The 22,143-nt window shown below is 41.1% G+C and carries 22 protein-coding genes; 10 read left to right on the forward strand and 12 right to left on the reverse strand.

What is annotated here, in order from left to right; translation table 11 throughout:
* Position 1 precedes the first annotated feature (1 nt).
* Positions 2 to 253: a type II toxin-antitoxin system Phd/YefM family antitoxin gene (locus AC4IFT_RS15755; RefSeq protein WP_490735271.1), complete on the reverse strand. Its 252-nt coding sequence runs from the start codon at positions 251 to 253 to the stop codon at positions 2 to 4.
* A gap of 379 nt (positions 254 to 632) precedes the next feature.
* On the opposite strand from AC4IFT_RS15755, the gene AC4IFT_RS15760 reads away from it, so the two are divergent.
* Entirely contained in the window at positions 633 to 1,208 is a 576-nt protein-coding gene (locus tag AC4IFT_RS15760) for an aminodeoxychorismate synthase component II (RefSeq protein ID WP_004265957.1), read from the forward strand.
* A 129-nt stretch (positions 1,209 to 1,337) separates the two neighbouring features.
* Positions 1,338 to 2,552 (forward strand): aspartate aminotransferase family protein, encoded by a 1,215-nt coding sequence (locus AC4IFT_RS15765; RefSeq protein ID WP_490751826.1) that lies wholly within the window; start codon positions 1,338 to 1,340, stop codon positions 2,550 to 2,552.
* Between the two features lie 60 nt (positions 2,553 to 2,612).
* On the opposite strand, the gene AC4IFT_RS15770 is transcribed toward AC4IFT_RS15765, so the two are convergent.
* The 3 genes from AC4IFT_RS15770 to crp form a co-directional block, all read right to left on the reverse strand.
* The gene (locus tag AC4IFT_RS15770) at positions 2,613 to 3,974 is read right to left on the reverse strand and encodes a hypothetical protein (protein WP_490751828.1); all 1,362 of its coding nucleotides are present in this window, start codon (positions 3,972 to 3,974) and stop codon (positions 2,613 to 2,615) included.
* 184 nt (positions 3,975 to 4,158) lie between these two features.
* Positions 4,159 to 5,133, reverse strand: coding sequence for a hypothetical protein (locus AC4IFT_RS15775; protein WP_490751830.1), 975 nt, complete (start codon positions 5,131 to 5,133; stop codon positions 4,159 to 4,161).
* A gap of 187 nt (positions 5,134 to 5,320) precedes the next feature.
* Entirely contained in the window at positions 5,321 to 5,953 is a 633-nt protein-coding gene (gene crp, locus AC4IFT_RS15780; protein ID WP_004262556.1) for a cAMP-activated global transcriptional regulator CRP, read from the reverse strand.
* Positions 5,954 to 6,307: 354 nt separating this feature from the next.
* Between crp and AC4IFT_RS15785 the strand changes: the two genes are divergently transcribed.
* Complete coding sequence (locus AC4IFT_RS15785; protein ID WP_206084820.1) at positions 6,308 to 6,709, forward strand: OsmC family protein; 402 nt, start codon at positions 6,308 to 6,310, stop codon at positions 6,707 to 6,709.
* 90 nt (positions 6,710 to 6,799) lie between these two features.
* On the opposite strand, the gene AC4IFT_RS15790 is transcribed toward AC4IFT_RS15785, so the two are convergent.
* The 3 genes from AC4IFT_RS15790 to AC4IFT_RS15800 are packed head-to-tail and all read right to left on the reverse strand — an operon-like array spanning position 6,800 to position 8,914.
* Positions 6,800 to 7,666 carry a phosphoribulokinase gene (locus AC4IFT_RS15790; protein ID WP_219245441.1) on the reverse strand — a complete coding sequence of 289 codons (867 nt, stop codon included), beginning with the start codon at positions 7,664 to 7,666 and terminating at the stop codon, positions 6,800 to 6,802.
* Between the two features lie 58 nt (positions 7,667 to 7,724).
* Positions 7,725 to 7,934, reverse strand: a complete 210-nt coding sequence (locus AC4IFT_RS15795) for a YheU family protein (protein WP_490735262.1) — start codon at positions 7,932 to 7,934, stop codon at positions 7,725 to 7,727.
* The gene (locus AC4IFT_RS15800) at positions 7,931 to 8,914 is read right to left on the reverse strand and encodes a hydrolase (RefSeq protein ID WP_490735260.1); all 984 of its coding nucleotides are present in this window, start codon (positions 8,912 to 8,914) and stop codon (positions 7,931 to 7,933) included. The genes AC4IFT_RS15795 and AC4IFT_RS15800 overlap by 4 nt, the downstream gene beginning before the upstream one ends.
* A 101-nt stretch (positions 8,915 to 9,015) precedes the next feature.
* Between AC4IFT_RS15800 and AC4IFT_RS15805 the strand changes: the two genes are divergently transcribed.
* From AC4IFT_RS15805 to AC4IFT_RS15815, 3 genes are all read left to right on the forward strand, one after another.
* Positions 9,016 to 9,621, forward strand: a complete 606-nt coding sequence (locus tag AC4IFT_RS15805) for a LysE family translocator (RefSeq protein WP_490751831.1) — start codon at positions 9,016 to 9,018, stop codon at positions 9,619 to 9,621.
* 74 nt (positions 9,622 to 9,695) lie between these two features.
* A complete protein-coding gene (locus AC4IFT_RS15810; RefSeq protein WP_490751833.1) occupies positions 9,696 to 9,920 on the forward strand; it encodes a hypothetical protein in 225 nt (74 codons plus the stop codon).
* Positions 9,921 to 10,111: 191 nt separating this feature from the next.
* Positions 10,112 to 10,699 carry a type II toxin-antitoxin system PemK/MazF family toxin gene (locus AC4IFT_RS15815; protein WP_490751835.1) on the forward strand — a complete coding sequence of 196 codons (588 nt, stop codon included), beginning with the start codon at positions 10,112 to 10,114 and terminating at the stop codon, positions 10,697 to 10,699.
* Positions 10,700 to 10,836: 137 nt separating this feature from the next.
* On the opposite strand, the gene murP is transcribed toward AC4IFT_RS15815, so the two are convergent.
* Positions 10,837 to 12,306 carry a PTS N-acetylmuramic acid transporter subunit IIBC gene (gene murP / locus AC4IFT_RS15820; RefSeq protein ID WP_490735254.1) on the reverse strand — a complete coding sequence of 490 codons (1,470 nt, stop codon included), beginning with the start codon at positions 12,304 to 12,306 and terminating at the stop codon, positions 10,837 to 10,839.
* A gap of 27 nt (positions 12,307 to 12,333) precedes the next feature.
* Positions 12,334 to 13,245 carry an N-acetylmuramic acid 6-phosphate etherase gene (gene murQ, locus AC4IFT_RS15825; RefSeq protein WP_490735252.1) on the reverse strand — a complete coding sequence of 304 codons (912 nt, stop codon included), beginning with the start codon at positions 13,243 to 13,245 and terminating at the stop codon, positions 12,334 to 12,336.
* A 254-nt stretch (positions 13,246 to 13,499) separates the two neighbouring features.
* Here murQ and AC4IFT_RS15830 point away from each other — a divergent pair, with 254 nt between their 5' ends.
* Positions 13,500 to 14,360 (forward strand): MurR/RpiR family transcriptional regulator, encoded by an 861-nt coding sequence (locus AC4IFT_RS15830; protein ID WP_490751837.1) that lies wholly within the window; start codon positions 13,500 to 13,502, stop codon positions 14,358 to 14,360.
* A gap of 104 nt (positions 14,361 to 14,464) precedes the next feature.
* Positions 14,465 to 16,732 (forward strand): arginine decarboxylase, encoded by a 2,268-nt coding sequence (gene adiA, locus AC4IFT_RS15835; protein WP_353244021.1) that lies wholly within the window; start codon positions 14,465 to 14,467, stop codon positions 16,730 to 16,732.
* A 39-nt stretch (positions 16,733 to 16,771) separates the two neighbouring features.
* On the opposite strand, the gene AC4IFT_RS15840 is transcribed toward adiA, so the two are convergent.
* From AC4IFT_RS15840 to AC4IFT_RS15850, 3 genes are all read right to left on the reverse strand, one after another.
* Positions 16,772 to 17,101 (reverse strand): HigA family addiction module antitoxin, encoded by a 330-nt coding sequence (locus AC4IFT_RS15840; RefSeq protein WP_490735247.1) that lies wholly within the window; start codon positions 17,099 to 17,101, stop codon positions 16,772 to 16,774.
* Positions 17,102 to 17,199: 98 nt separating this feature from the next.
* Entirely contained in the window at positions 17,200 to 17,508 is a 309-nt protein-coding gene (locus tag AC4IFT_RS15845) for a type II toxin-antitoxin system RelE/ParE family toxin (RefSeq protein ID WP_353244023.1), read from the reverse strand.
* Between the two features lie 178 nt (positions 17,509 to 17,686).
* Complete coding sequence (locus AC4IFT_RS15850; RefSeq protein ID WP_490751839.1) at positions 17,687 to 19,621, reverse strand: ABC transporter ATP-binding protein; 1,935 nt, start codon at positions 19,619 to 19,621, stop codon at positions 17,687 to 17,689.
* A gap of 151 nt (positions 19,622 to 19,772) precedes the next feature.
* Between AC4IFT_RS15850 and kefG the strand changes: the two genes are divergently transcribed.
* Together kefG and kefB are read left to right on the forward strand one after the other, a co-directional pair.
* Positions 19,773 to 20,327: a glutathione-regulated potassium-efflux system ancillary protein KefG gene (gene kefG, locus AC4IFT_RS15855; protein WP_219245452.1), complete on the forward strand. Its 555-nt coding sequence runs from the start codon at positions 19,773 to 19,775 to the stop codon at positions 20,325 to 20,327.
* Positions 20,327 to 22,135, forward strand: coding sequence for a glutathione-regulated potassium-efflux system protein KefB (kefB, locus tag AC4IFT_RS15860; RefSeq protein WP_490751840.1), 1,809 nt, complete (start codon positions 20,327 to 20,329; stop codon positions 22,133 to 22,135). Before kefG ends, kefB begins: the two co-directional genes overlap by 1 nt.
* The last annotated feature ends 8 nt before the right edge of the window (positions 22,136 to 22,143 follow it).

Consider the following 22,143-nt stretch of genomic DNA (forward strand, 5'->3'; position numbering starts at 1 on the left):
ATTAGATTTCATCCAAGCTAACGCCTAACTCTGGCTCATCCATTCGGAGAGTTACTTTTTCAAGTAATAATTTATCACTGAGTTGTTCTACCATCAGCTCGAATAATGCAGGAGGAACACAGTAGAATGCGGGTTTGTTGTGGCTAAGTATAGCGATAGGCTCCCCTTCCGATTCTTTCATCGCCGCTGCAGGATTTTTTTTGAATTCGCTTATTGAAGCGGTTCTCTTTGCATGAATAGCTTCTGTATACATATTAAACCTTATAATTAGCTCTATTTTTAGTGTTAATTTTAGCTCTAATTTAATTTTTGTCTATTAAATCAACGAAAAGTTTGTCTGAATTTTGTCGTTTTAGTAAATACTTTTACTTCCTTGTATTTAAAGTAATTCTTAATCTCATCATGAAATTGTTATGAGAGTGTAAATATAATTCCATGATTTTTATATGGAAATTTTTATGGGTAAAAAGCATTCCTTGACGTAAATAGGCTATTTTCCTGCTAAGGCTGTGCTATCATAGCCGCCCTTTGTCATTTTTCGTGGTGTTTTAATCATCGTTCTGATTGCTAATATCCGAAAAGTATGCATGGGATATAACATATAATGATAAAAATCAGTCGGATAGGCTACTATGCTTCTACTTATTGATAATTACGATTCATTTACTTACAACCTTTACCAGTACTTTTGTGAGTTAGGGGCTGAGGTTGTTGTAAAACGTAATGACGAAATTACCATCGAAGAAATTGAACAGCTTTCGCCTACGCATCTGGTGATTTCACCTGGGCCATGTACACCAGATGAAGCAGGGATCTCCCTTGAGGCGATAAAATATTTTGCGGGCAAACTGCCCATTTTAGGGATTTGCCTTGGTCATCAAGCCATAGGCCAAGCTTTCGGCGCATCTGTCGTTAAAGCCCGTGAAGTGATGCACGGCAAAACATCCGCAATTCATCATAACCATCAAGGCGTGTTCAAAGGTTTGAACCGGCCACTGACGGTGACTCGCTATCACTCTCTGGTTATTGCCGCAGAGACACTTCCTGTTTCTTTTGATGTATCAGCTTGGTCACTAAATAACGGTGATGTTGATGAAATCATGGGGATACGGCACAAAACCTTGCCAATCGAAGGCGTTCAGTTTCACCCTGAAAGCATTCTGAGTGAACAAGGTCATGAGTTATTGAATAATTTCCTAAAGTATTAGTTTGGTAATATTGTTCATAATAAATTAATTATGCATATTTCACCCTTACCTATTGCTCTTTTGTGATTTTTTATTCATATTTGATGCTTATATTTTCACTTAAGCATCAAGTTAGAGCAGGTGAGGGGTATGACAGAACAACAATCAGTAAATCGGCAGACTTTTGACCAAGTCATGTTGCCTATATTTTCGCCAGCAGAATTTATTCCAGTCAAGGGCGAAGGAAGCCGTGTTTGGGATCAGCAAGGCAAAGAATACATTGATTTTGCAGGCGGAATTGCGGTTTTAGCCTTGGGTCATTGCCACCCAAGTTTGGTCGCGGCCGTTCGTGAACAGAGTGAGAAGCTTTGGCACGTCAGTAATATCTTTACCAATGAACAAGCGCTTAAACTCGCGCAAAAAATGACCCAAGCAACATTTGCCGATCGCGCGTTTTTTGTGAACTCAGGTTCCGAAGCCAATGAAGCGGCTTTTAAACTAGCACGTCGTTATGCCATCACAAAATACAGCCCTTATAAAACCAAAATTATTGCCTTCAAGCAGGGGTTTCACGGGCGCACATTATTTACCGTTTCGGTCGGTGGACAAGCTAAATATGCAGATGGCTTCGGGCCAAAGCCTGCGGACATTATCCATGTGCCTTTTAACGACCTTGATGCGGTTAAAGCAGTGATAGATGAGAATACCTGTGCGGTTGTTTTAGAGCCTGTACAAGGTGAGGGCGGTGTCACTGCGGCTACGTCAGAATTTCTGCAAGGTGTTCGTAAACTGTGTGATGAAAATAACGCCTTATTAATTTTCGATGAAGTGCAAAGTGGAATGGGGCGTACAGGTAAACTATTTTCATATATGCACTATGATGTGACACCCGATATTTTAACTACGGCAAAAGCATTGGGCGGTGGTTTTCCAATTAGTGCAATGATCACCACAGAAGAAATCGCGAAAACCATGGAAGTCGGTTCTCATGGGACGACTTATGGTGGTAACCCATTAGCTTGCGCGGTAGGTAATGCGGCATTTGATATTATTAATACTGAAGAAGTGTTAAAAGGTGTCGAAAAACGTCGCGAGCTATTCGTTGCTCATTTAAATAAGCTGAACGATAAATATGGCATTTTCTCCGAGATCAGAGGAATGGGGTTATTAATCGGCGCGGAGTTAGATGGCAAACTATTAAACCGTTCGAAAGATGTTTTGCAAGCCAGTGCTGTAGAAGGCTTAATGATGTTAAATGCAGGCACTAATGTACTGCGTTTTACGCCTTCACTGATTATTTCTGAAGAAGAAATCAACAGCGGTATGGCGAAATTAGAGACGGCGATCGGGAAGTTGCTGAAATAAGTGAAAGATAAGTTGCAGAATGATTTCTGCAACTTATTAAAAAATTGTTTTTTATAACGGCTATTGAGCTGGTAATGGCATTTTTTTCATCTTAGCTTGGTCCTCTAACCGTGCTTGTAATTGCTCTTCTGAGCTATTACTGGGTATTCCAGCAGCTAGGCATTGAACTTTATGTTCATGTGAATATTTATTTACTTTTTTATTCTTGGCTAAAGGGTATTTATTTTTTAGTTTCTCTTTTTTTTGAGCTGTTTTTTTCTCATTAACCTTAGTGTCTGGTGTAAGGTTATTAGCCTCATTATCGGAACTGTAACCAGAAGATAATGAAGTGAGACTAATAGAGGTCATCATTTTCTCTTTATTAGCAAGTATTTCCCTTAGTGCTTTAATTTCATGATCTTTTATATCATTTTTAAGCTTTAATTCATGGAACATACTTGTTGAATTAATTTTGTTTTTAACTAACTCATCTATTAGATTATATAATGAATTATTTTCAAATATTAAATTATCAATATTTTCATTGTTTTTTGTGTTTTCTACTTCCGATTTTTTTTCAAATACATCATCAAAATCAAAGTTGTGAGATTCATCATGGTATATAGGCGTATTGTCTTCATCGTAAGTAACTAAAAATTCGCTCATTATTGGTTTTTTTATAGCTAAAATGTTTTTTTCTAGAGCACTTTTATCCAATGTAATATTGTGAATTTTATTTTTTATGTCTTTTAGTTCACCAGTTAGTAAATTTTTTACTGTCGTTTGCATGTTAATTAAACTTTCCAATTTTTCATTCTTTTCTTCCATGTTAATCTCTTTTGATACTTCTTCTTCTAATGAAGAAAGGTATTTACTTTCTTTTTTTAAGTGTGAAATTCCTCTTATTTTTGACTCATATCTTATGGATGATTTCAGATCATCAATTTCGTTTTTTAGCTCTTCTTGTTTATTTGTTAATTTTTCATTTCTGTCTAATAAATCTTGGTAATGTTTAAGGTAGCCTATTGTTTCATTTTGCTTTTCGATGATTTCATCTGTAGCGGGATTTTCACTAAAAAAACTATTCTTATCTAACAAGTTATTAATGGATTTTTCTATTTTATTTGTTAAATCTTTGATGAATTGTGGGATCTTAAAAGATTTTTCTATTAGCTTATTTTCGAGGGTGGATATTGTTTTTTTGTTTGAGTTTAATGTATGGAATAAATTTAATTCTTTTTCCTGTGATTCATTTTCTGTTAGGTTTATGTGAAACTTTGATTCCACATCTTTTTTGTTAAAACGAAAAGATGAGAATGGGTTATTTACTTTTATATTTTTAATTTTTTGTATAATAGTGGGTGTTTCTCTTGTAGCTCCAGTTGATGAAATTTCTTTGTATAGTGAGCTAGTTGTGGTATTGTTCTGGGGATTAGTTTTCATAGTCATATCCTATATTAATACTAAAAAGTAATTTATTAATTAAATATTCATGCTTAATATTGAAATTATTAACCTATTCAATATGTTGGTTTTATCTTATGACATTGTTATGTTGATAAGATGTAATTAATCATTGACTTAATGATGGTTTTAAATGAAAAAAGAAAACACTTTATTGAATGATTTATTTTTTTAATTCGTTCAATAAATTATCATTAATGTGAATTTGTTTTTGTATTTCAAAGATATTATCTTTAAGTGAATTCATTTCCATAATTAGTCTTTTTTCTTTTTTAATGCTATTGCTTATTTTTATTAAGTCAGAGTTTTTAATTGAAGTGACATTCCTATTTAAGTGAGGTTTTCGTTCTTTATGGTCTAATGGCGTAGATTTGTTAGATAGTTTGTAATGTTGCTTGATATATTGTGTTCTTAATGCTGATGTTTTTGTTTGTAATATATTCCCCTTAAAATCAAAAGTGCTTTTAGGTAGAGGGGTTGATTTAGAATGCTCTTGAATATTGTCAGCAACTCTATAGTGTACATATGTAATTTTTTTTTGAGAAAAAGGCGTTGTTTTTTGTTTAACTTGCTCTAATGGGGAATTAACATTAATAATTTCTTTTGTGTTTCTTTGAATTATTAAGGGGATTTTAGTACCGTTTTTATTTTCTAGTTGCCTAGGTGGATGATAGTTTTTTATGATTTCATCCTTTATTTCTGGAGTGTTGATATTAACCCCTGGAATTTTAACGTACCGATATAAAAAATTGGCATATCCATGCATTTCTTCATCAGCGCGATTGAAATTTTCAAAAATTGTCTGATTTTCTTTTATTAGCGAATTGGCATCTTGCTCATTATAAAAAGTAGATGCATAAAACTTATATAATCGACCTTTCAGTTGATCAACTTTATACTTAAATTCGTCAGAGTGTAATAATTTAGTATCCTTTATACTTTCTGAATCACTTTCATAAGCTGAGTCAATGCTTTCTAGGCTACAAGCATGTGATGGTTTAGATTGCCGCTGAGTGGATAATGGTTCTTTTCTCGATGAAGCAGTAACAGTAAAGATTTTCTTTATAAAATCATCGGAATTACTAATGTTTTTAAAAATATCGGAATGACCTGACAAATTGCTAAGTGTAATTTTCATAAATATAACCCTACTTAATATTATAATTATTATTTTATAGAGAGCTAAATAGAGAAAATATAAAGAAACGATACTCATTAAAAAATGATATATAAAATAATCGTATTTTGGGAAAATAGCGTTATATCGATGATACAACGCTATTTGAAAGTGTGCGCCCCACCAAGGGAGTGAGGCGAAAGGTTAATTATCGTGTACCGTAAACAACAATGGTTTTACCATGCGCAGAGATTAAGTTTTGATCTTCCAGCATTTTCAAAATACGGCCGACAGTTTCACGGGAACAACCAACGATTTGGCCAATTTCCTGACGGGTGATTTTGATTTGCATCCCGTCTGGATGCGTCATGGCATCAGGTTGTTTGGCTAGATTCAGTAACGTTTGTGCAATACGGCCAGTTACGTCTAAGAAGGCGAGGTTGCCCACTTTTTCTGACGTGGTTTGCAGGCGGCTTGCCATTTGCGCAGAGAGGCGCATTAAGATATCAGGGTTAACCTGAATCAATTGACGGAATTTTTTGTAAGAAATTTCAGCAACTTCGCAGGCGATTTTTGCTCTAACCCACGCAGTACGTTCTTGCCCTTCTTCAAATAATCCAAGCTCACCAATGAAATCCCCCTGATTCAGGTAGGAGAGGATCATTTCTTTGCCTTCTTCATCTTTGATTAAAACAGCCACTGAACCTTTAACGATGTAGTAAAGGGTTTCTGCTTTCTCACCCTGATGGATCAGTGTGCTCTTGGATGGATACTTATGAATATGGCAGTGTGACAAAAACCATTCAAGAGTAGGGTCTGTTTGTGGCTTGCCGAGAACCATTAGCGTTATCCTCTGTATGTTATTGCAGCCATCCGGAAAGCGTACCAGAAAGGCTGGCTTTAAAGTCACTAGCTTAGCATATTAATTTGTCTTATATACCCTAAATAACAGGAAGAGCAACATTGCATCAACCGCTTTTCATGGTTAGGGTAAACAAACTGATATCAACACTATAATATAATCAAATACAACGTTGAGTTTTGATCTTAATCCTATCAACTAAGTATTGTTTGTAGCATATCCAATACAGAAAGTCTTCCCTGTATCGCTTCAGCAGAATAAAGCTGATATAACATTCATTATATCTATGGAACAATGTAGCCTTTAAATCGATTTCATTTCAAGGGGAATAAAATGGAAGCAAGAGTTAAATGGGTAGAAGGACTCTCTTTTTTAGGTGAGTCAGCGTCAGGCCACCAAGTGATGATGGACGGTAACGCAGGCGATAAAGCACCAAGCCCAATGGAGATGGTATTAATGGCTGCGGGTGGCTGTAGCGCAATTGACGTGGTATCCATCTTACAAAAAGGCCGTAATGATATTACCGACTGTGAAGTGAAATTAACCTCTCAGCGCCGTGAAGAGGCGCCACGTTATTTCGTTAAAATCCATCTGCATTTTATTGTAACAGGGAATGAATTAACGGATAAAGCCGTTGAACGTGCCGTTCAACTTTCGGCTGAAAAATATTGTTCGGTCGCGTTGATGTTGGAAAAAACTGTCGAAGTGACCCATAGCTTTGAAATAAAAAATTAAAAATAAATTTAATTATTATTAATATATTTGAATTTAAAGATGCTTATCTTAATTATTGGTAAGCATCTTGTTTAATAATTAAAAAACAATTTAGCTATGTTTCTGGCTAATGAGTTTTTCGACTATTGGCGTCATAATTAATTCCATCGCGAGACCTAATTTCCCGCCAGGCACGACAATAGTATTCATCGCAGAGATAAAAGAGCCTGATATCATTGATAGCAGGTAGGGAAAATCGATCTGCTCAAGCCCACGAAAACGAATAACAATAAAACTTTCATCCTGTGAAGGAATGGCTTTCGCTGAAAACGGGTTTGAGGTATCCACAGTCGGTACGCGTTGGAAGTTAATGTGGGTACGAGAAAATTGCGGCGTGATGTAGTTAATGTAATCCCCCATCGAACGTACCACTGAATCCATTACCGCTTCTCGGGAGTGCCCGCGCTCAGTGGTGTCACGGATAAGCTTTTGTATCCACTCTAAGTTCACGATAGGCACAACACCGACAAGTAAATCAACATGTTGCGCAACATTGTGCTCAGGTGTCACTATCCCACCGTGTAAGCCTTCATAAAACAGCACATCCGTTTTTTCTGGCAACGATTCCCAAGGGGTGAATGTACCCGGTTGTAAACCATAAGGCACGGCTTCGTCGTAGGTGTGTAGGTATTTTCGTGATTTTCCACAGCCCGTTTTGGCGTAATCCACCAGTGTTTGCTCAAGTAGCGCAAAGTCATTGGCTTCTGGGCCAAAATAACTAATATGGCGGCCTTGTTCTCTGGCTTTACGGATTGCCATATCCATTTCAGGACGCGTATAGCGATGAAAGCTGTCACCTTCTAGCGTAGCAGATTGGATATTTAATTGATGGAATATTTTACGGAATGCTTGGCTAGTTGAGGTCGTGCCAGCACCGCTTGAACCAGTGATGGCAATAATCGGGTGTTTTTTGGACATAGCGGACTCCCTGTGTTGCGCTTATGGCCACTATTTCAGAAACAGCGAACGAAGCGGGTTAGCGGGCTTTAGGCATGAAATTAACGGATTCATGCAATTCTGACCAGACTAGCACAATTTCGCCAGAAACTAACTGCCGTTTCACATCGTTCACTTTATCTTGCAGACTTTTTTCTTGGGCGCCGTAGTCGGTGCCCTCGCGTAACACATAGCTTTCAATCAGATTATCCAGTGTTTCAGGCGCAAGCTCTCGCCAAGGAATAATCATTCTTTTTCCTTATTTAAATAAGGAGTTAGCCATTGTGGAATCCGGGTTTCTAGCCACATTTGAGGCTTTCTTAATGTCCCACTCACAAAGCCCACGTGGCCACCGTGTTCAGTCATTTGATATTCCACGTTTTTAGGTAAATGGGATAAATCAGGAACGACTTCAGGTGCCATAAAAGGATCATCTTTGGCATGAATGATTAACGTTGGTTTCGTAATATAGGCAAGCTTAGGGAGGGCGCTACATTTCTGATAATAATCCGTTGCATCATCAAAGCCATGAATACGAGCGGTGATAACATCATCAAATTCACGAATACGTTTCAGTTGTTTTAGCTGTAACAAATTTAATGGCAAGGAACCGGGGTAGCGAACCAGTTTACGAGTCGCATTACGCTTTAAGCCATTGAGTAGATAGCGTTGATAAAATTGGGAAATCCCTTTTTCCATACGCAATGAACAGGCTTCCAACATTAATGGGGCGGAGACCACAACGCCTGCATCTACATCGGCATTTTGACCGCTTTCAGCGAGATAACACGCTAACATATTGCCACCAAGGGAATAACCGACAGCGGCTGTTGGTGCATCACCAAAAGTTTGTTTTAGCCAGCGTAAGAAATAACGAGCATCATTGGTTTCACCTGAGTGATAGATACGCTGTTGGCGATTGGGCTCGCCGCTGCAACCCCGAAAATGCATAATCACACCTAACCAGCCTTGGTTTTGTGCACTTTCTAGCATACCGTGAGCATAGGGGCTTTTGAAATTGCCTTCTAAGCCATGAAAAATGACCAAACGCGGCTTATGTGCAGCGAGCTCAGGTTTTTCGCTCCAAGCAAGATCGATAAAATCGCCATCAGGCAATTCAAGTCTCTGCCAAAGAGGTTTAATTTTCGGTGTCCTGCGAAAAATTCTTGGCAATAACGTTTGGAGGTGTGGATTCTTAGCCCAACTTATCGGACGAAAGTTTTCTGACATAGCCTTATTTTATTTAATGGGGACTCTTGTGAGTCACATAACATACTGTTATTTTTTTGTGATGCAAGTAAACAAATTTGAGTTTGAGGATTAAAGTATAAATGACACTGGGGCTGATTTTTTCACTTTTTACATTTCTATTCATTGCAGCAGTCACACCCGGCCCTAACAATATGTTGCTGACTTCAAGTGCAGCAAACTATGGTTTTCGCCGTACTATCACATTATGCCTAGGGATCATGCTAGGTATGCAGTCCATACTTTACCTCTCTGCATTTGGGATTGCTGCGCTTTTACTGCTATATCCTGCTATTCATATCGTTTTAAAGATTGCAGGGAGTATTTACCTTTTATGGCTTGCGTGGAAAACCGCAACAGCAAATTATGCACCACTTAAGGAAAATAGCGAAGTGGCAAAAAGCGTGACTTGGTATCAGGGCGGTTTATTGCAGTTTTTAAACCCAAAAGCATGGATGATGGGTTTAGGGGCTGTTGGCGGGTTTAGCCTGCCCGGCGAGTTATTTACTCAATCTATAATTGTGATGAGTGTTGCTTTTGTGATTGTGAATTTGGTGGCAGGCCTTATTTGGATGGGGTTTGGTTCGCTAATTAGCTTGTTTCTTCGTAGCCGCCGTGCATGGTTTATCTTCAACTGGACGATGGGATTGCTGACGGCACTGTGCGTACCATTGATTTGGTTCGAATAATAGATTTATTAACTAAAACAATCTTGTTTTTCAGTTGATTGTTAGGTGGTTATGTAATTGAACAGGGAAGTTATATGGTAACTGTTTCTATTCAGTATTATAAATTTGATAAATTGAATCCAAGTAACGAATATCTTCTTGGTAGTGAGTATACTAAGAATATTGATGAAATTCTTGTTCCTTTAAATGAAAAACATTCTCCTTTTTTATTACGAAAGCATTTACTGGTCAAGTTTGTAAGAGATGGAAAGTTGAATTTGTTCTCGGAATATCAAAAAATGTTTGGGGGATCTGGCTGACCGAAAAGAATGTTCAGCAAGACATTTATTTGTCACAAACAATGCAAAAAAGAAAGATTCGCCATGCGGGTGGAATAGTCAAAAAAGGCACAATTGTTATTGTTGAATATGGTCATATTTATCTTACGCTGAATTTTCATGCAGGACTATCTGATAGCTCACTATACCCTTGCTAACATCAATCCGGTGAGATGCATAAACGACGCCCAGCTATAGTTGTTCGAGCAGACAAGCGAGGTGTAACTGTTATCCCAATCACTTCGCAAACACCATCTAGTGACTTGCATAATAAGGCTATTTTTCAACTTGAATTAGACTCAGTACGCTATATTAGCGAGTTTGAAAGTGATAAAACGAGCTATGCGCTTTGCGAAATGCTACAAACCGTTTCACCTAGCAGAATTTTACCACCTAATGCTAAGGATTTGAAAAGTAAGGCTCTACAATTTCGAAGGGACGAATCTTATAAGCGTAAATTAAGCAAGAATGATTTTGATGCACTTGAAGCAGGGCTACTTACTGCTATCGGCTTTGGTTCACTAAGAGAAAAGAAAATATCTTTAATGGCGGAATTGAATACGGTTAATACAGAAATTAAAGAGCAAAAAAATCAAAATGGTACTCTTCAGAAGGAACTCATTGAATTAAAAGCCAAGCTAGAGGATATGCAGAAAAGAGATGACATATTTAAGCAACTTTATCTACCTTTTGCTAAGGAAAAGTCCATGGCAGGTATTGAGTCTGAAATAGCGGAATATATGCAACTTGACAAAACGTAGGCTTTATGTTGGAATTTAATTAGGTAGGGATAAAGAGACGGCGCTCTCCTTATGACGCTGAAAGATGCTGGCCGACGAACACAAAATAGTAAGCAAAAAAAGCAGCCCTCAGGCTGCTTTTTTTGCTTAGAGCGAGATTAACTTAAATCGACGCCTTTACTGCCAAACAGGTAAGTAAAGAGGAAACCACAGATATACGAAACTAGTATGCCACCTGCGTATACCGCCATCCCCGCGAGAACGCCTTGCCCTGAGGTCATTAAGGGGATCGCAATTAACCCTGATGGGCCAAACACCGTATTTAAACCGACAGGCAGTCCCATCCATGCTACCGCGCCGATAAAGAACCCCCCTGCGGCGCCACCTAAACATGCAGTGACAAAGGGTTTTACACGGGGAAGTGTGACACCGTAAATCAGTGGCTCACCAATACCTAAGAAACCAGGGAACAGAGCACCACCAATTTGCCCACGAGTTACTGAGCCTTTTTTCGCTTTCACATATAAAGCAAGCGCTGCGCCGACTTGGCCTGCACCCGCCATTGCAAGTATCGGGAACAGAGAGTTAAACCCTTGAGCATCCACTAAGGCAACGTAAACAGGGATGAACCCTTGGTGAACACCAAACATTACTGCGATCAAGAACAGCCCTGCTAAAACTGCGGTTCCAATTGGGTTGCCATTTAAGTGCATAAATAACCAAGACATTCCGTCGAACAGCCAAACACCAATCGGCATGATAAAGATAAAGGTTGCTGCACCAACAATTAGGAGGGTAATGGTTGAGGTTAGAATAATATCAAGGCTGGATGGAATAATTTTACGAACTTGTTTTTCTACCCACGCACCAAAAATACAGGCGATTAAAATCCCAATAATGTTGCCACGAGGGTCGATGTGCCAACCAAAGAAGTTCGACATCCCGGAATAGAAGCCTTTTGTTGCCTCTGGGTCGTAACCTAAAATAAATAAGGCCGCAATAATTGCACCGTTAACCCCGCTTCCTCCAAAGGCTTTTTGGGCGTTGTAGCCAATTAATAGCCCCATAAAGGTAAATAAGCCTTTACCGAATATGGCGAGGTAGGCAATGGCGCTTTTTAGCCAGCCCAACTGCTGGGAATCAGGTGGAAACAAGTTTTCATTGGCGACTAACAGGCCAAGTAATGATGCGATCCCCATCAATAGACCTGCCCCAATAAACCCTGGAATTAATGGGGTAAAGATAGTGGCAAATTTTGAGAGAAAACGGTGCACTGCGCTGGTTTGTTTCTTTTTCAGCTGCTGCTTATTGGCAGAGGCAATTTCGTTGAGGTCTTGGGTTTGATGAGGCTGTTCATCGTGCTCATCTTCTTCATCCTCTAATATTTTGTTCATTAAGTCCGCAGCGGTTTGGGCTTTGCCCGGGCCAAGAACAATTTGTAGCTGTTCGTCACTTTCAATAACGCCAAGCACGCCTGCGATTTGCTTGAGTGCGGCTTTATCGACGAGTTGTTCATTGTTGAGTGTCAGTCGTAAGCGAGTCATGCAGTTGCCCGCTAATTTTATATTGCGACGACCCCCAACCTGTTGCAGGATCTGCTGCATCATTTCTATTGTTATTTTAGCCATACTATTTTTCTCATTAAAATCCGCGGATTAGGCGGAGGATGCCATATTGAGTGCTGTACGAATAAAACCGTTATTGTTTGAGAGCAGTTGACGAGCATCATCGGCATTCAGGCCCGATAACACCATCAAAATGGCCGTCTTACAGTGTCTGTCACATTGTTGAAGTGCATTTTCAGCGGTGGTTCGGTCGCAGTCAGTTGCCTCCATAACAATTTTAGTTTGCCTTTCAATTAATTTGGCATTCGTGGCTTCAACATCCACCATCAAGTTGCCAAATACCTTACCGATGCGGATCATCGCACCTGTGGTGATCATATTCAGAACTAATTTTTGAGCCGTGCCTGCTTTCATTCGAGAAGAACCCGTGACCACTTCTGCGCCAACGACAGGGGTGATTGCGATATCTGCCGCATTGGCGATGGGGCTATTTGGATTGCAGCTAATGGCTGCGGTGGTAGCGCCAACAGAGTTTGCATAGGCTAAAGCGCCTAGTACATATGGGGTACGCCCACTTGCTGCGATGCCAACCAGCACATCATTTTCATTAAATTGAATATTTTTTAGGTCTTGTTCGCCTAACTCAGGCTTATCTTCCGCATTTTCGACGGCGCGAAAAATAGCTTGGTGACCACCTGCAATAAGGCCGATGACTTGTTCATGAGGCGTCCCATAAGTTGGTGGGCACTCACTGGCATCAAGTATGCCTAGACGCCCTGATGTACCTGCGCCTGAGTAAACCAATCGACCGCCTTTTAGAAATGCGTCTGCGACTTTATCAACCAGCTGCGCAATTTCAGGGAGCACTTTTTCGACCGCTAAAGGGACTTGTTTGTCTTCGTTGTTAATCACTTGCAGCATTTGCAAGGTGGATAATTGGTCGATATGTGTGCTTGCGGCATTACGGCTTTCCGTTACCATTTTGCTTAAATCGATAGTCATAAAAATTGCTCCTAAATCAGATATTGTGCTAATACTAAGGAATTATTTATTCCTTTGGTGTGATTGAGATCACGTCGATATCTATTCTAATTTGCGAATATAAAGGAATATTTTGTAAAAAATATCAGGCTAAAAGATAGCTTTGCATTGAATTTATTTAGTTATTTCTCACGTATCGATTAAGCGTAAAAGGAATAATTTATTATTCTTTTTTTTTGACAGCTTGAAATGAGTACCTGTTTGGGGAGATCACCATGACATTACTGGACGTGATTACATATTCATTACCGCGATTAGCGGAAAATCAACGTAAAATTGCGCAATTTATCCTCGAAAATCCAGAACATATCCTGAGTTTGTCTTCATCGGAGCTGGCTGAAAGGCTAAATGTTAGCCAGTCTGCTATTGTGAAGTTCAGCCAAAAAGTGGGGGTTAAGGGGTATCCAGCCCTAAAATTGGCACTGAGTGAAATTATTGGTCGTCAGAAACTGCATGAAGGGGCAACTCATACGGCATTACATAATCGCATTGCACCGAATGATAATTTAATGGTGGTGGCACAAAAACTGGCGATGGAGAAAAACCATTCGATTACTGAGACCACAAAGCACATTGATTTCAAACAGTTTGAACGAGTTGTGGAACTAATCGAGAAATCGCAGCGGGTGCAGATAGTCGGTATTGGCGGCTCAGGGTTAACGGCGAAGGACTTAAGCTACAAGCTGCAAAAAATTGGGATCACCACATTGGTGGAGTTTGACCATCATGTGCAAATTGCAGCAGCTTTAACGTTAAATTCCAATGATGTACAGATTGTGATCTCATTTACGGGCAAGCGGAAAGATATGCTAAGTGCAGCGAATATTGCGCGTAAGCAGGGCGCATCGGTTATTGCTATCACGCGTGACCGGCATTCACCGCTGGCGCAACTCTCTGATTACGTACTTGAAAGTATTGCGGAAGAAGATGAATGGCGTAGTTCTTCTATTTCATCCCGAACGGCACAAAACACCATAACCGACCTCATTTTTATGGCATTGCTACAAAAACGCGAGGCCAAGGCTAAGTCCTTAGTTATGAATGCAAGAATGGCAATTAATAATTTGGATGAATAGCCTTTTGTCTTATAGCTCATCGATAACTTTGCAATAAATACATATTTGCGTTAAGACTAAAGTCATAAGTATTTAAATTTAAAATATTCAAAGGGGAATTATTGATGAGAGCACTCATTGTTTATACTGAGTTAACTGACGAAGATTCCGTTATTAGCCACGCAGTTGCAAGGCTTGCGAGCGAATTGAACGATGAACATGTTGAAACCGTGATTATTCGTGATTTTGAAGATGGCATGGCATACATCCGTTCAAACACCAGTATTGATTGCTTGTTATACGGTCGTGACATGTCAGACAAGCAAGAACAAACCCAAGCTCATCAGTTAATTACCCAGCTTCACCGTCGACAAGAAGATGTACCTGTTTTCTTACTGAGTGATCGTGAAGAAGCACTGACCGCCTTTGACCGCAAAATGATGGAGCAAGTCGATGAGTTTGCTTGGATTTTAGAGGACTCAGCCGACTTTATTGCAGGGCGCGTCCTCGCGGCAATTATTCGTTATCGTGCGCAGTTGCTGCCGCCATTAATGAAAAGCTTAATTAAATACAGTGATATCCACGAATATTCGTGGGCTGCACCGGGGCACCAAGGCGGCGTTGGGTTTACCAAAACACCTGCGGGGCGAATTTACCACGATTTCTTTGGTGAGAATTTATTCCGCACAGATATCGGCATTGAGCGAGTTGCGGTGGGGTCGTTACTTGACCACACAGGGGCATTTGGCGAATGTGAAAAAAATGCGGCACGCATCTTCGGTGCTGACCAATCTTACTCTGTGGTTGTCGGGACATCGGGTTCTAACCGAACGATTATGCAAGCCTGTATGACCGATGAAGACGTTGTGGTCATCGACAGAAATTGCCATAAATCGATTGAACAAGGGTTGATCCTGACAGGTGCTAAGCCTGTGTATATGACACCAAGCCGCAATCGCTATGGGATTATTGGTCCCATTTATCCGAAAGAGATGACGCCTGAAGCCATTGCAGAAAAAATCGCTAAAAACCCACTAACATCGGATAAAATCGGTAAACGTCCGGCCTACAGTGTTGTCACGAACTGTACCTATGATGGCGTGTGCTACCATGCACGCAAAGTTCAAGATTTACTGGATAAATCATTGGATAGAATTCATTTTGATGAGGCATGGTATGGCTACGCGCGTTTTAATCCCATTTATCATGACCATTTTGCCATGCGAGATGAACCGAGAAATGGCGATGAACCTACCATCTTTGCCACGCACTCTACGCATAAATTGTTAAATGCGTTATCTCAAGCATCATTTATTCACATCAGAAACGGCCGCAATTCAATTGATTTCAATCGTTTTAATCAGGCTTACCATATGCACGCCACCACCTCGCCGCTATACGCGATATGCGCCTCAAATGATATCGCGGCAGATATGATGGATGGGAATAGTGGGCGTTCACTCACCGATGAAGTGATTCGTGAATCTATCGATTTCCGCCAATCACTGGGTTACTTGTATAAAGAATTTCTCAATGATGACGAATGGTTCTTTAAGCCATGGAATCAGGAGATGGTGAAAGACCCTGCAACAGGAAAACGTTATGCTTTTGAAGATGCCCCTGTTGAGTTGCTGATGAAAGAGCAGAGCTGCTGGGTAATGAACCCAGAGGATAAATGGCACGGTTTTAAAGATATCCCTGAAAATTGGGCGATGCTTGACCCGATTAAAGTCAGTATTTTGTCACCGGGAATGGGGGATAATGGCAAGTTGCTGGATACCGGTGTGCCCGCAGCGTTGGTCACAGCATGGCTAAACCATTATGGTATTGTGCCAACGCGGACAACTGATTTCCAGATTATGTTTTTGTTTTCTATGGGGATCACCAAAGGGAAATGGGGGACGTTGGTCAATGCGCTGCTTTCCTTTAAACGCCATTATGACAATAACACGGGGTTGAAGAAGGTGTTGCCAGAAGTGGTGGAAAGCGCTCCCGAAATATATGGGCATATGGGGTTACGAGACTTAGGCGATAAAATGTTCGCTTATCTGCAAAAAAATAACCCTGGTGGGCAATTGAACCAAGCCTATGAACAACTGCCTGAAGTGATGATGAGCCCACGAGATGCGTACCAAGAAATTGTCGCTAACCGTGTGGAAGCCGTTCCGCTCGATAAACTCGCAGGGCGTATTGCCGCCAATTCGATTATTCCGTATCCACCGGGTATCCCGATGTTGCTATCAGGGGAAAGCTTTGGGGATAAAAATAGCCCACATATTGGTTATCTACACAGCCTGCAAGCGTGGGATAGCGAGTTCCCCGGCTTCGAACATGAAACCGAAGGAACCGAAATTATCGATGGGCAGTATTATGTGATGTGTGTGACGAATTAATACTAAAAATCCCCTCATTTCATCATGAGGGGAGCTAAATCAAGCAATTTCTTTCGCTTTTTCATTTAGAAAATCTTTATAAAACATTATGTTATTTATTTCTGCCTGTAGTCGAGGATCACTTCTTACTTCCCAAACATCAACAGCTTGTTGAAGATTTAACCAATAGTCTTTGCTGGTATTAAAAGCTTTTGCGAGTTTGAAGGCCATATCGATAGATAGTTTTCGATTATTATTCACTAATGCGCTAATGGTATTTCTATGAACGCCGAGTAGCTCAGAAAGCTCGTTAATTTTCATACCTGTGGGTATGAGATATTCATAAAGTAACACGTCACCAACACTTGCGGGTTTTCGCATCGCTTGCATGGTTTTCTCCTTGTCATCTTTTTCGAACTAAATTAATTATTTTTAGGTATGGTAAGCTCGCAGGTGCTAGAACCTAGCTACCATTCACTCAATCGGTGTTAGACGTCTTTATGAGGATCTAGGTATAGATCTTTGATACCATTTTCCCATTTAAAAATTAAACGATATTGGTTATTGACTCTTATTGAGTAGTAGCTTTCCAACGGTGAGTTTAATTTTTTCAGCCTATTACCTGGTGGGCTTTTTACATCATTTAAAATAATGGCTGCATTCAACATATCCAATTTTCGAGCAAGTACAGCTTGAATGTTTGAAGGTATCGCCTTATGAACCGTACCGTATTGATAGAATAAACCTAAGTATTTTTCTCTAAACTGTAATTTGCAGTCATCCTCACTCTGTTGCATTTTCACTCCTTGAAAAATGGCAAAGATGTGGCATTGTAGCAACATGTTTTCAATTGCACAACTGCACTGTGCATTTGTGCAATTAAGGGCGATAGATAATCAAAATTAGGGTAAATAAAAAGCGCTTATCTGTTCAAGAAATAAGCGCTTTTTTGCATGTTAATTAGTGGAAGAAGAACTAGCCTGCCTCAAACTCGCTGGTCATCACTTCCAGCTTTTCTTGCAGTTCCATCCATTCCATTTCAACGTCTTCAAGGGCTGATTTTTGCTCCGTTTGTTTTTTCAAACACTCGGTCAGCTCCGCTTTTTTATCTTGCTCATAAATAGCGGCATCAGAAAGCTTAGCTTCTAACTCGCTCAGGGATGTTGAGTGTTTTTCCATCTGCTTTTCCAGCTCCGTGATTTTTTTACGGATTGGTTGAGTCAGTTGGCGGAACTCCGCTTCGCGACGTTTTTGATCTTTTCTATCTTGTGCAGTGACGGTTGTCGCCGCTGAGGGTTTGTCTTTCTCTTGCTGGTCACGCACTTGCTGTAATTCGAGCTTGTTTTGCTCTGCAAGCCATTGTTGGTAATCTTCTAAATCGCCATCAAATTGCTCTACCGCACCGCCGTGAACTAAGTACAGCTCATCAGTGGTGGTACGCAGTAAGTGCCTATCATGGGAAACGACAACCAATGCACCTTCGAATGCCATCAAAGCCTCGGTGAGGGCTTGGCGCATGTCCAAATCCAAGTGGTTAGTTGGCTCATCAAGTAACAACAGGTTCGGGCGTTGCCAGACAATTAGCGCTAACACCAAACGTGCTTTTTCCCCGCCAGAGAAACGACCGCTTGGGTCTGTCACTTGGTCACCTTTAAAGCCAAAACCGCCTAAATAGTCACGCAGTTGTTGCTCCGTTTGTTCAGGGGCAAGGCGTGCAAGGTGCTGCAATGGGGACTCTTCTGGGTGCAGGTATTCCAATTGGTGCTGGGCGAAATAACCTAACTTGATGCCTTTGGCGAGGGAAATCTCCCCCTGTAGCGGTGGCAAATCGCCTGCTAACATCTTAATTAACGTAGATTTACCTGCGCCATTGCGACCCAGTAACCCAATACGTGAACCCGGAACCAGATTCAACTTAATCGATTGTAAAATGACTTTTTCACCGTAACCCGCGCTCACTTTTTCCATCTTTAATAATGGGTTTGGCAGACTTTCAGGCTTACGGAATGAAAAATGGAATGGGTTATCCACGTGTGCAGGTGCCACCATTTCCATTTTTTCCAACATCTTAATACGGCTTTGTGCTTGTTTTGCTTTGGTGGCTTGCACTCTAAAGCGGTCAATATAGCTTTGTAAGTGTGCCGCTTTAGCCTGTTGGCTTTCATACAGCGATTGTTGCTGAGCCAGCTTCGTTGCACGCTGGCGTTCAAACGAAGAGTAGTTGCCCGTGTATTCGAACATCGTTTCCTGTTCAATATGCAACACTTTATCAATAATTGGGTCGAGGAAATCCCTATCATGGGAAATCAAAATTAACGTGCCTTGGTAGCTTTTCAGCCATTTTTCCAGCCATATCACCGCATCTAAATCAAGGTGGTTGGTGGGCTCATCAAGTAACAGTAAATCAGAGCGGCAAAGTAGTGCCTGCGCGAGGTTCAAACGCATACGCCATCCACCGGAAAACGATTTTACCGGGGAATCTAATTGCGCTTGGCTAAAACCTAAACCATGAAGCAAACTGGATGCACGCGAACGGATTGTCCATGCATCGATAGCATCTAATTGCCCATGGACGACAGCAATGGCGTGACCATCATTTTTTTCATTGGCTTGGGCCAGTTTTTGCTCAAGGGCACGAAACTCACGGTCACCGTCAATGACATATTCGAGTGCTGGCACATCTAATGCAGGGGTTTCTTGGTTGACCCATGCCATAGACCAGTTGCTTGGAAACGTTGCCGAGCCTGCTTCAGCCTGTAATTCGCCTTTTAACAGCGCAAGCAGAGTCGATTTACCGCAGCCGTTTTTACCCACTAAACCAACTTTTTGGCCGGGGTTAATCGTCGCCGTGGCATTGTCCAAAAGAACACGAACGCCTCGACGAATTTGGAGTGAAGAGAAAACAATCATAGCAACCGTCTATTAAAAATATGTTAAATTACCAACGTATATACGTTCGAATAATAATACGAATACTGCAATATTTAGGGCGTAAACTCTATTTAGCAGGCAGCATGGTAACGGAAAATGTTCCGTCTGACACGCCTTTGAGGAGGGAAAGATGTCAAATACACCAAAAGTGCTGGTGGTCTATGCCCACCCAGACCCTGATGAATCTATCGCCAACAAGGCATTGCTTGATGCGGTGCGCGATTTTGAGCATGTCACGGTGCATGATCTCTACGCCACATATCCCGATTATTTTATTGATGTGACCGCGGAGCAAAAGCTGCTGTGCTTGTATGATGTGATTGTTTTTCAGCATCCCCTCTATACTTATAGTTGCCCCGCATTATTGAAAGAGTGGTTTGACCGCGTATTAACGCGTCGTTTCGCCACGGATATGGGGTATCAAAAATTAAAAGGCAAATATTGGCGCTCAGTGATTACAACCGGTGAGCCTATCCATGCCTACCAACACGATGGGTACAACCGTTATCCGTTAACAGAAATACTTCGTCCATTTGAATTGACCGCATTGATGTGTGATATGCAATGGCTGGAGCCGACCATAATTTATGCGGCACGTCGGCAGCCTAAAGCCCATTTTCAACAGCTGATTGATGACTACCGTCAATGGATACAACAACCGCTAAGTGCGGGAGGGCTTTCCTAATGTCTGATATGGGGCTATTTGAATCCGTCATTATTTTTCTTTGTGCGGGTGTCATCATGGTACCTATTGCTCAGAAAATTCGTTTGGGCGCGGTACTTGGGTATCTATTGGCAGGGATTATGATTGGGCCGTTTGTCCTTGGCTTTATCCATAATGTTGATGATATTTTGCACTTCTCTGAAATGGGCGTCGTGTTCCTTATGTTCTTAATTGGCTTAGAGTTAAAACCTTCTAAGTTATGGGAGCTACGGCGTTCGATTTTTGGCGTTGGCACCGTTCAAGTGGTGGTCACTGCGGCAATCATGGCATCACTGCTGTTTTTAGCCAAATTTTCGTGGCAAGCCGCTATTGTTGGGGGGCTAGGGATGGCGATGTCATCGACGGCGATGGCACTCCAACTGATGAATGAAAAGGGCATGTCCAATAAAGAAAGCGGTCAGCTCGGTTTTTCCGTTTTGTTATTCCAAGATATGGCTGTGATCCCGATTATGGCATTAATCCCCTTATTGGCAGGGGACACGGCAACCAGTGATTGGCAAAAAATAGGCTTAAAAGTTGTTGCTTTTGTCGGGTTGTGGGTGGTGGGGCGCTACTTATTGCGCCCGATGTTTAGGTTAGCGGCAAAATCGGGTGTGCATGAAATTTTTACCGCCGCCGCACTCTTAGTGGTATTAGGTTCTGCGTTGATTATGGAAAGCCTCGGTTTTTCGATGGCGTTAGGTACCTTTATGGCGGGGGTAATGTTGGCGGAAACAGAATTCCGTCATGAACTGGAAATCAACATTGAGCCATTTAAGGGCTTGCTATTGGGGCTATTTTTTATCTCCGTGGGTATGTCGCTCAACTTACAAGTGTTGTGGACCTATTTACCTCAGGTATTGATTGCGGTAGTGGTTTTAGTGGCAGTTAAAGCCTTGGTGCTGTACTTGCTTGGTTTTGCTGCTCGATTACGTAATGGTGCGCGAGCTCAATTTTCAGGGGTTTTAAGCCAAGGTGGTGAATTTGCTTTTGTCATTTATGCCACAGCTTTTGGGGCGAGTGTGATTGATGAGCGCCAAATGGATCTTTTGCTGGTGGTGGTCACACTTTCAATGATGACAACGCCACTTGTGATGCAGCTGATAGATGCCTATTTGAACTACCGTTATAATCAGCAGCCCGCATCCAGTGAAAAACCCTTTGTGGAAGACAACGATCCGCATGTCATTTTGGTTGGGTTTGGACGCATGGGGCAAGTGGTTGGGCGTTTATTAATGGCGAATAAAGTCAAAATCACGGTGCTTGAGCAAGATGTGACTGCGATTGGTACAATGCGCCGCTATGGCTATACCGTATATTACGGCGATGCGCGGGAGCTGCAATTACTGCGCTCAGCAGGGGCAGATAAAGCCAAAGCCATCGTGATAACCAGTGATGTGCCAGAGGAAGTGATGGAAATTGTGCAAATTTGCCAAGAAAATTTCCCTAACTTGCATATTATTGCTCGAGCAAAAGGCCGTCTGGAAGCACATGAATTGTTGCACAGTGGTGTGACTGATTTTAGCCGTGAAACATTTTCTAGCGCCCTTGAACTGGGTAGTAAGGCATTAATTAGTACTGGTATGCATCCACACAAAGCTTATCGGGCAAAACAGCATTTCCGTCGTTTAGATATGCGCATGTTACGGGATGTTTATCCCGAAAGTGAAAACAGCGATAGCGGGCAAATTTCACGTGTGAAAGAAGCGCGTCGTGAGCTCAATGAGCTATTTGAAAAAGAGATGCAAAGAGAACACCGGCAGCCACATAGCTGGAACAATGAACAATAAGGGTAAGA

It is taken from the genome of Providencia sp. UF-183 (genome assembly GCF_058246155.1).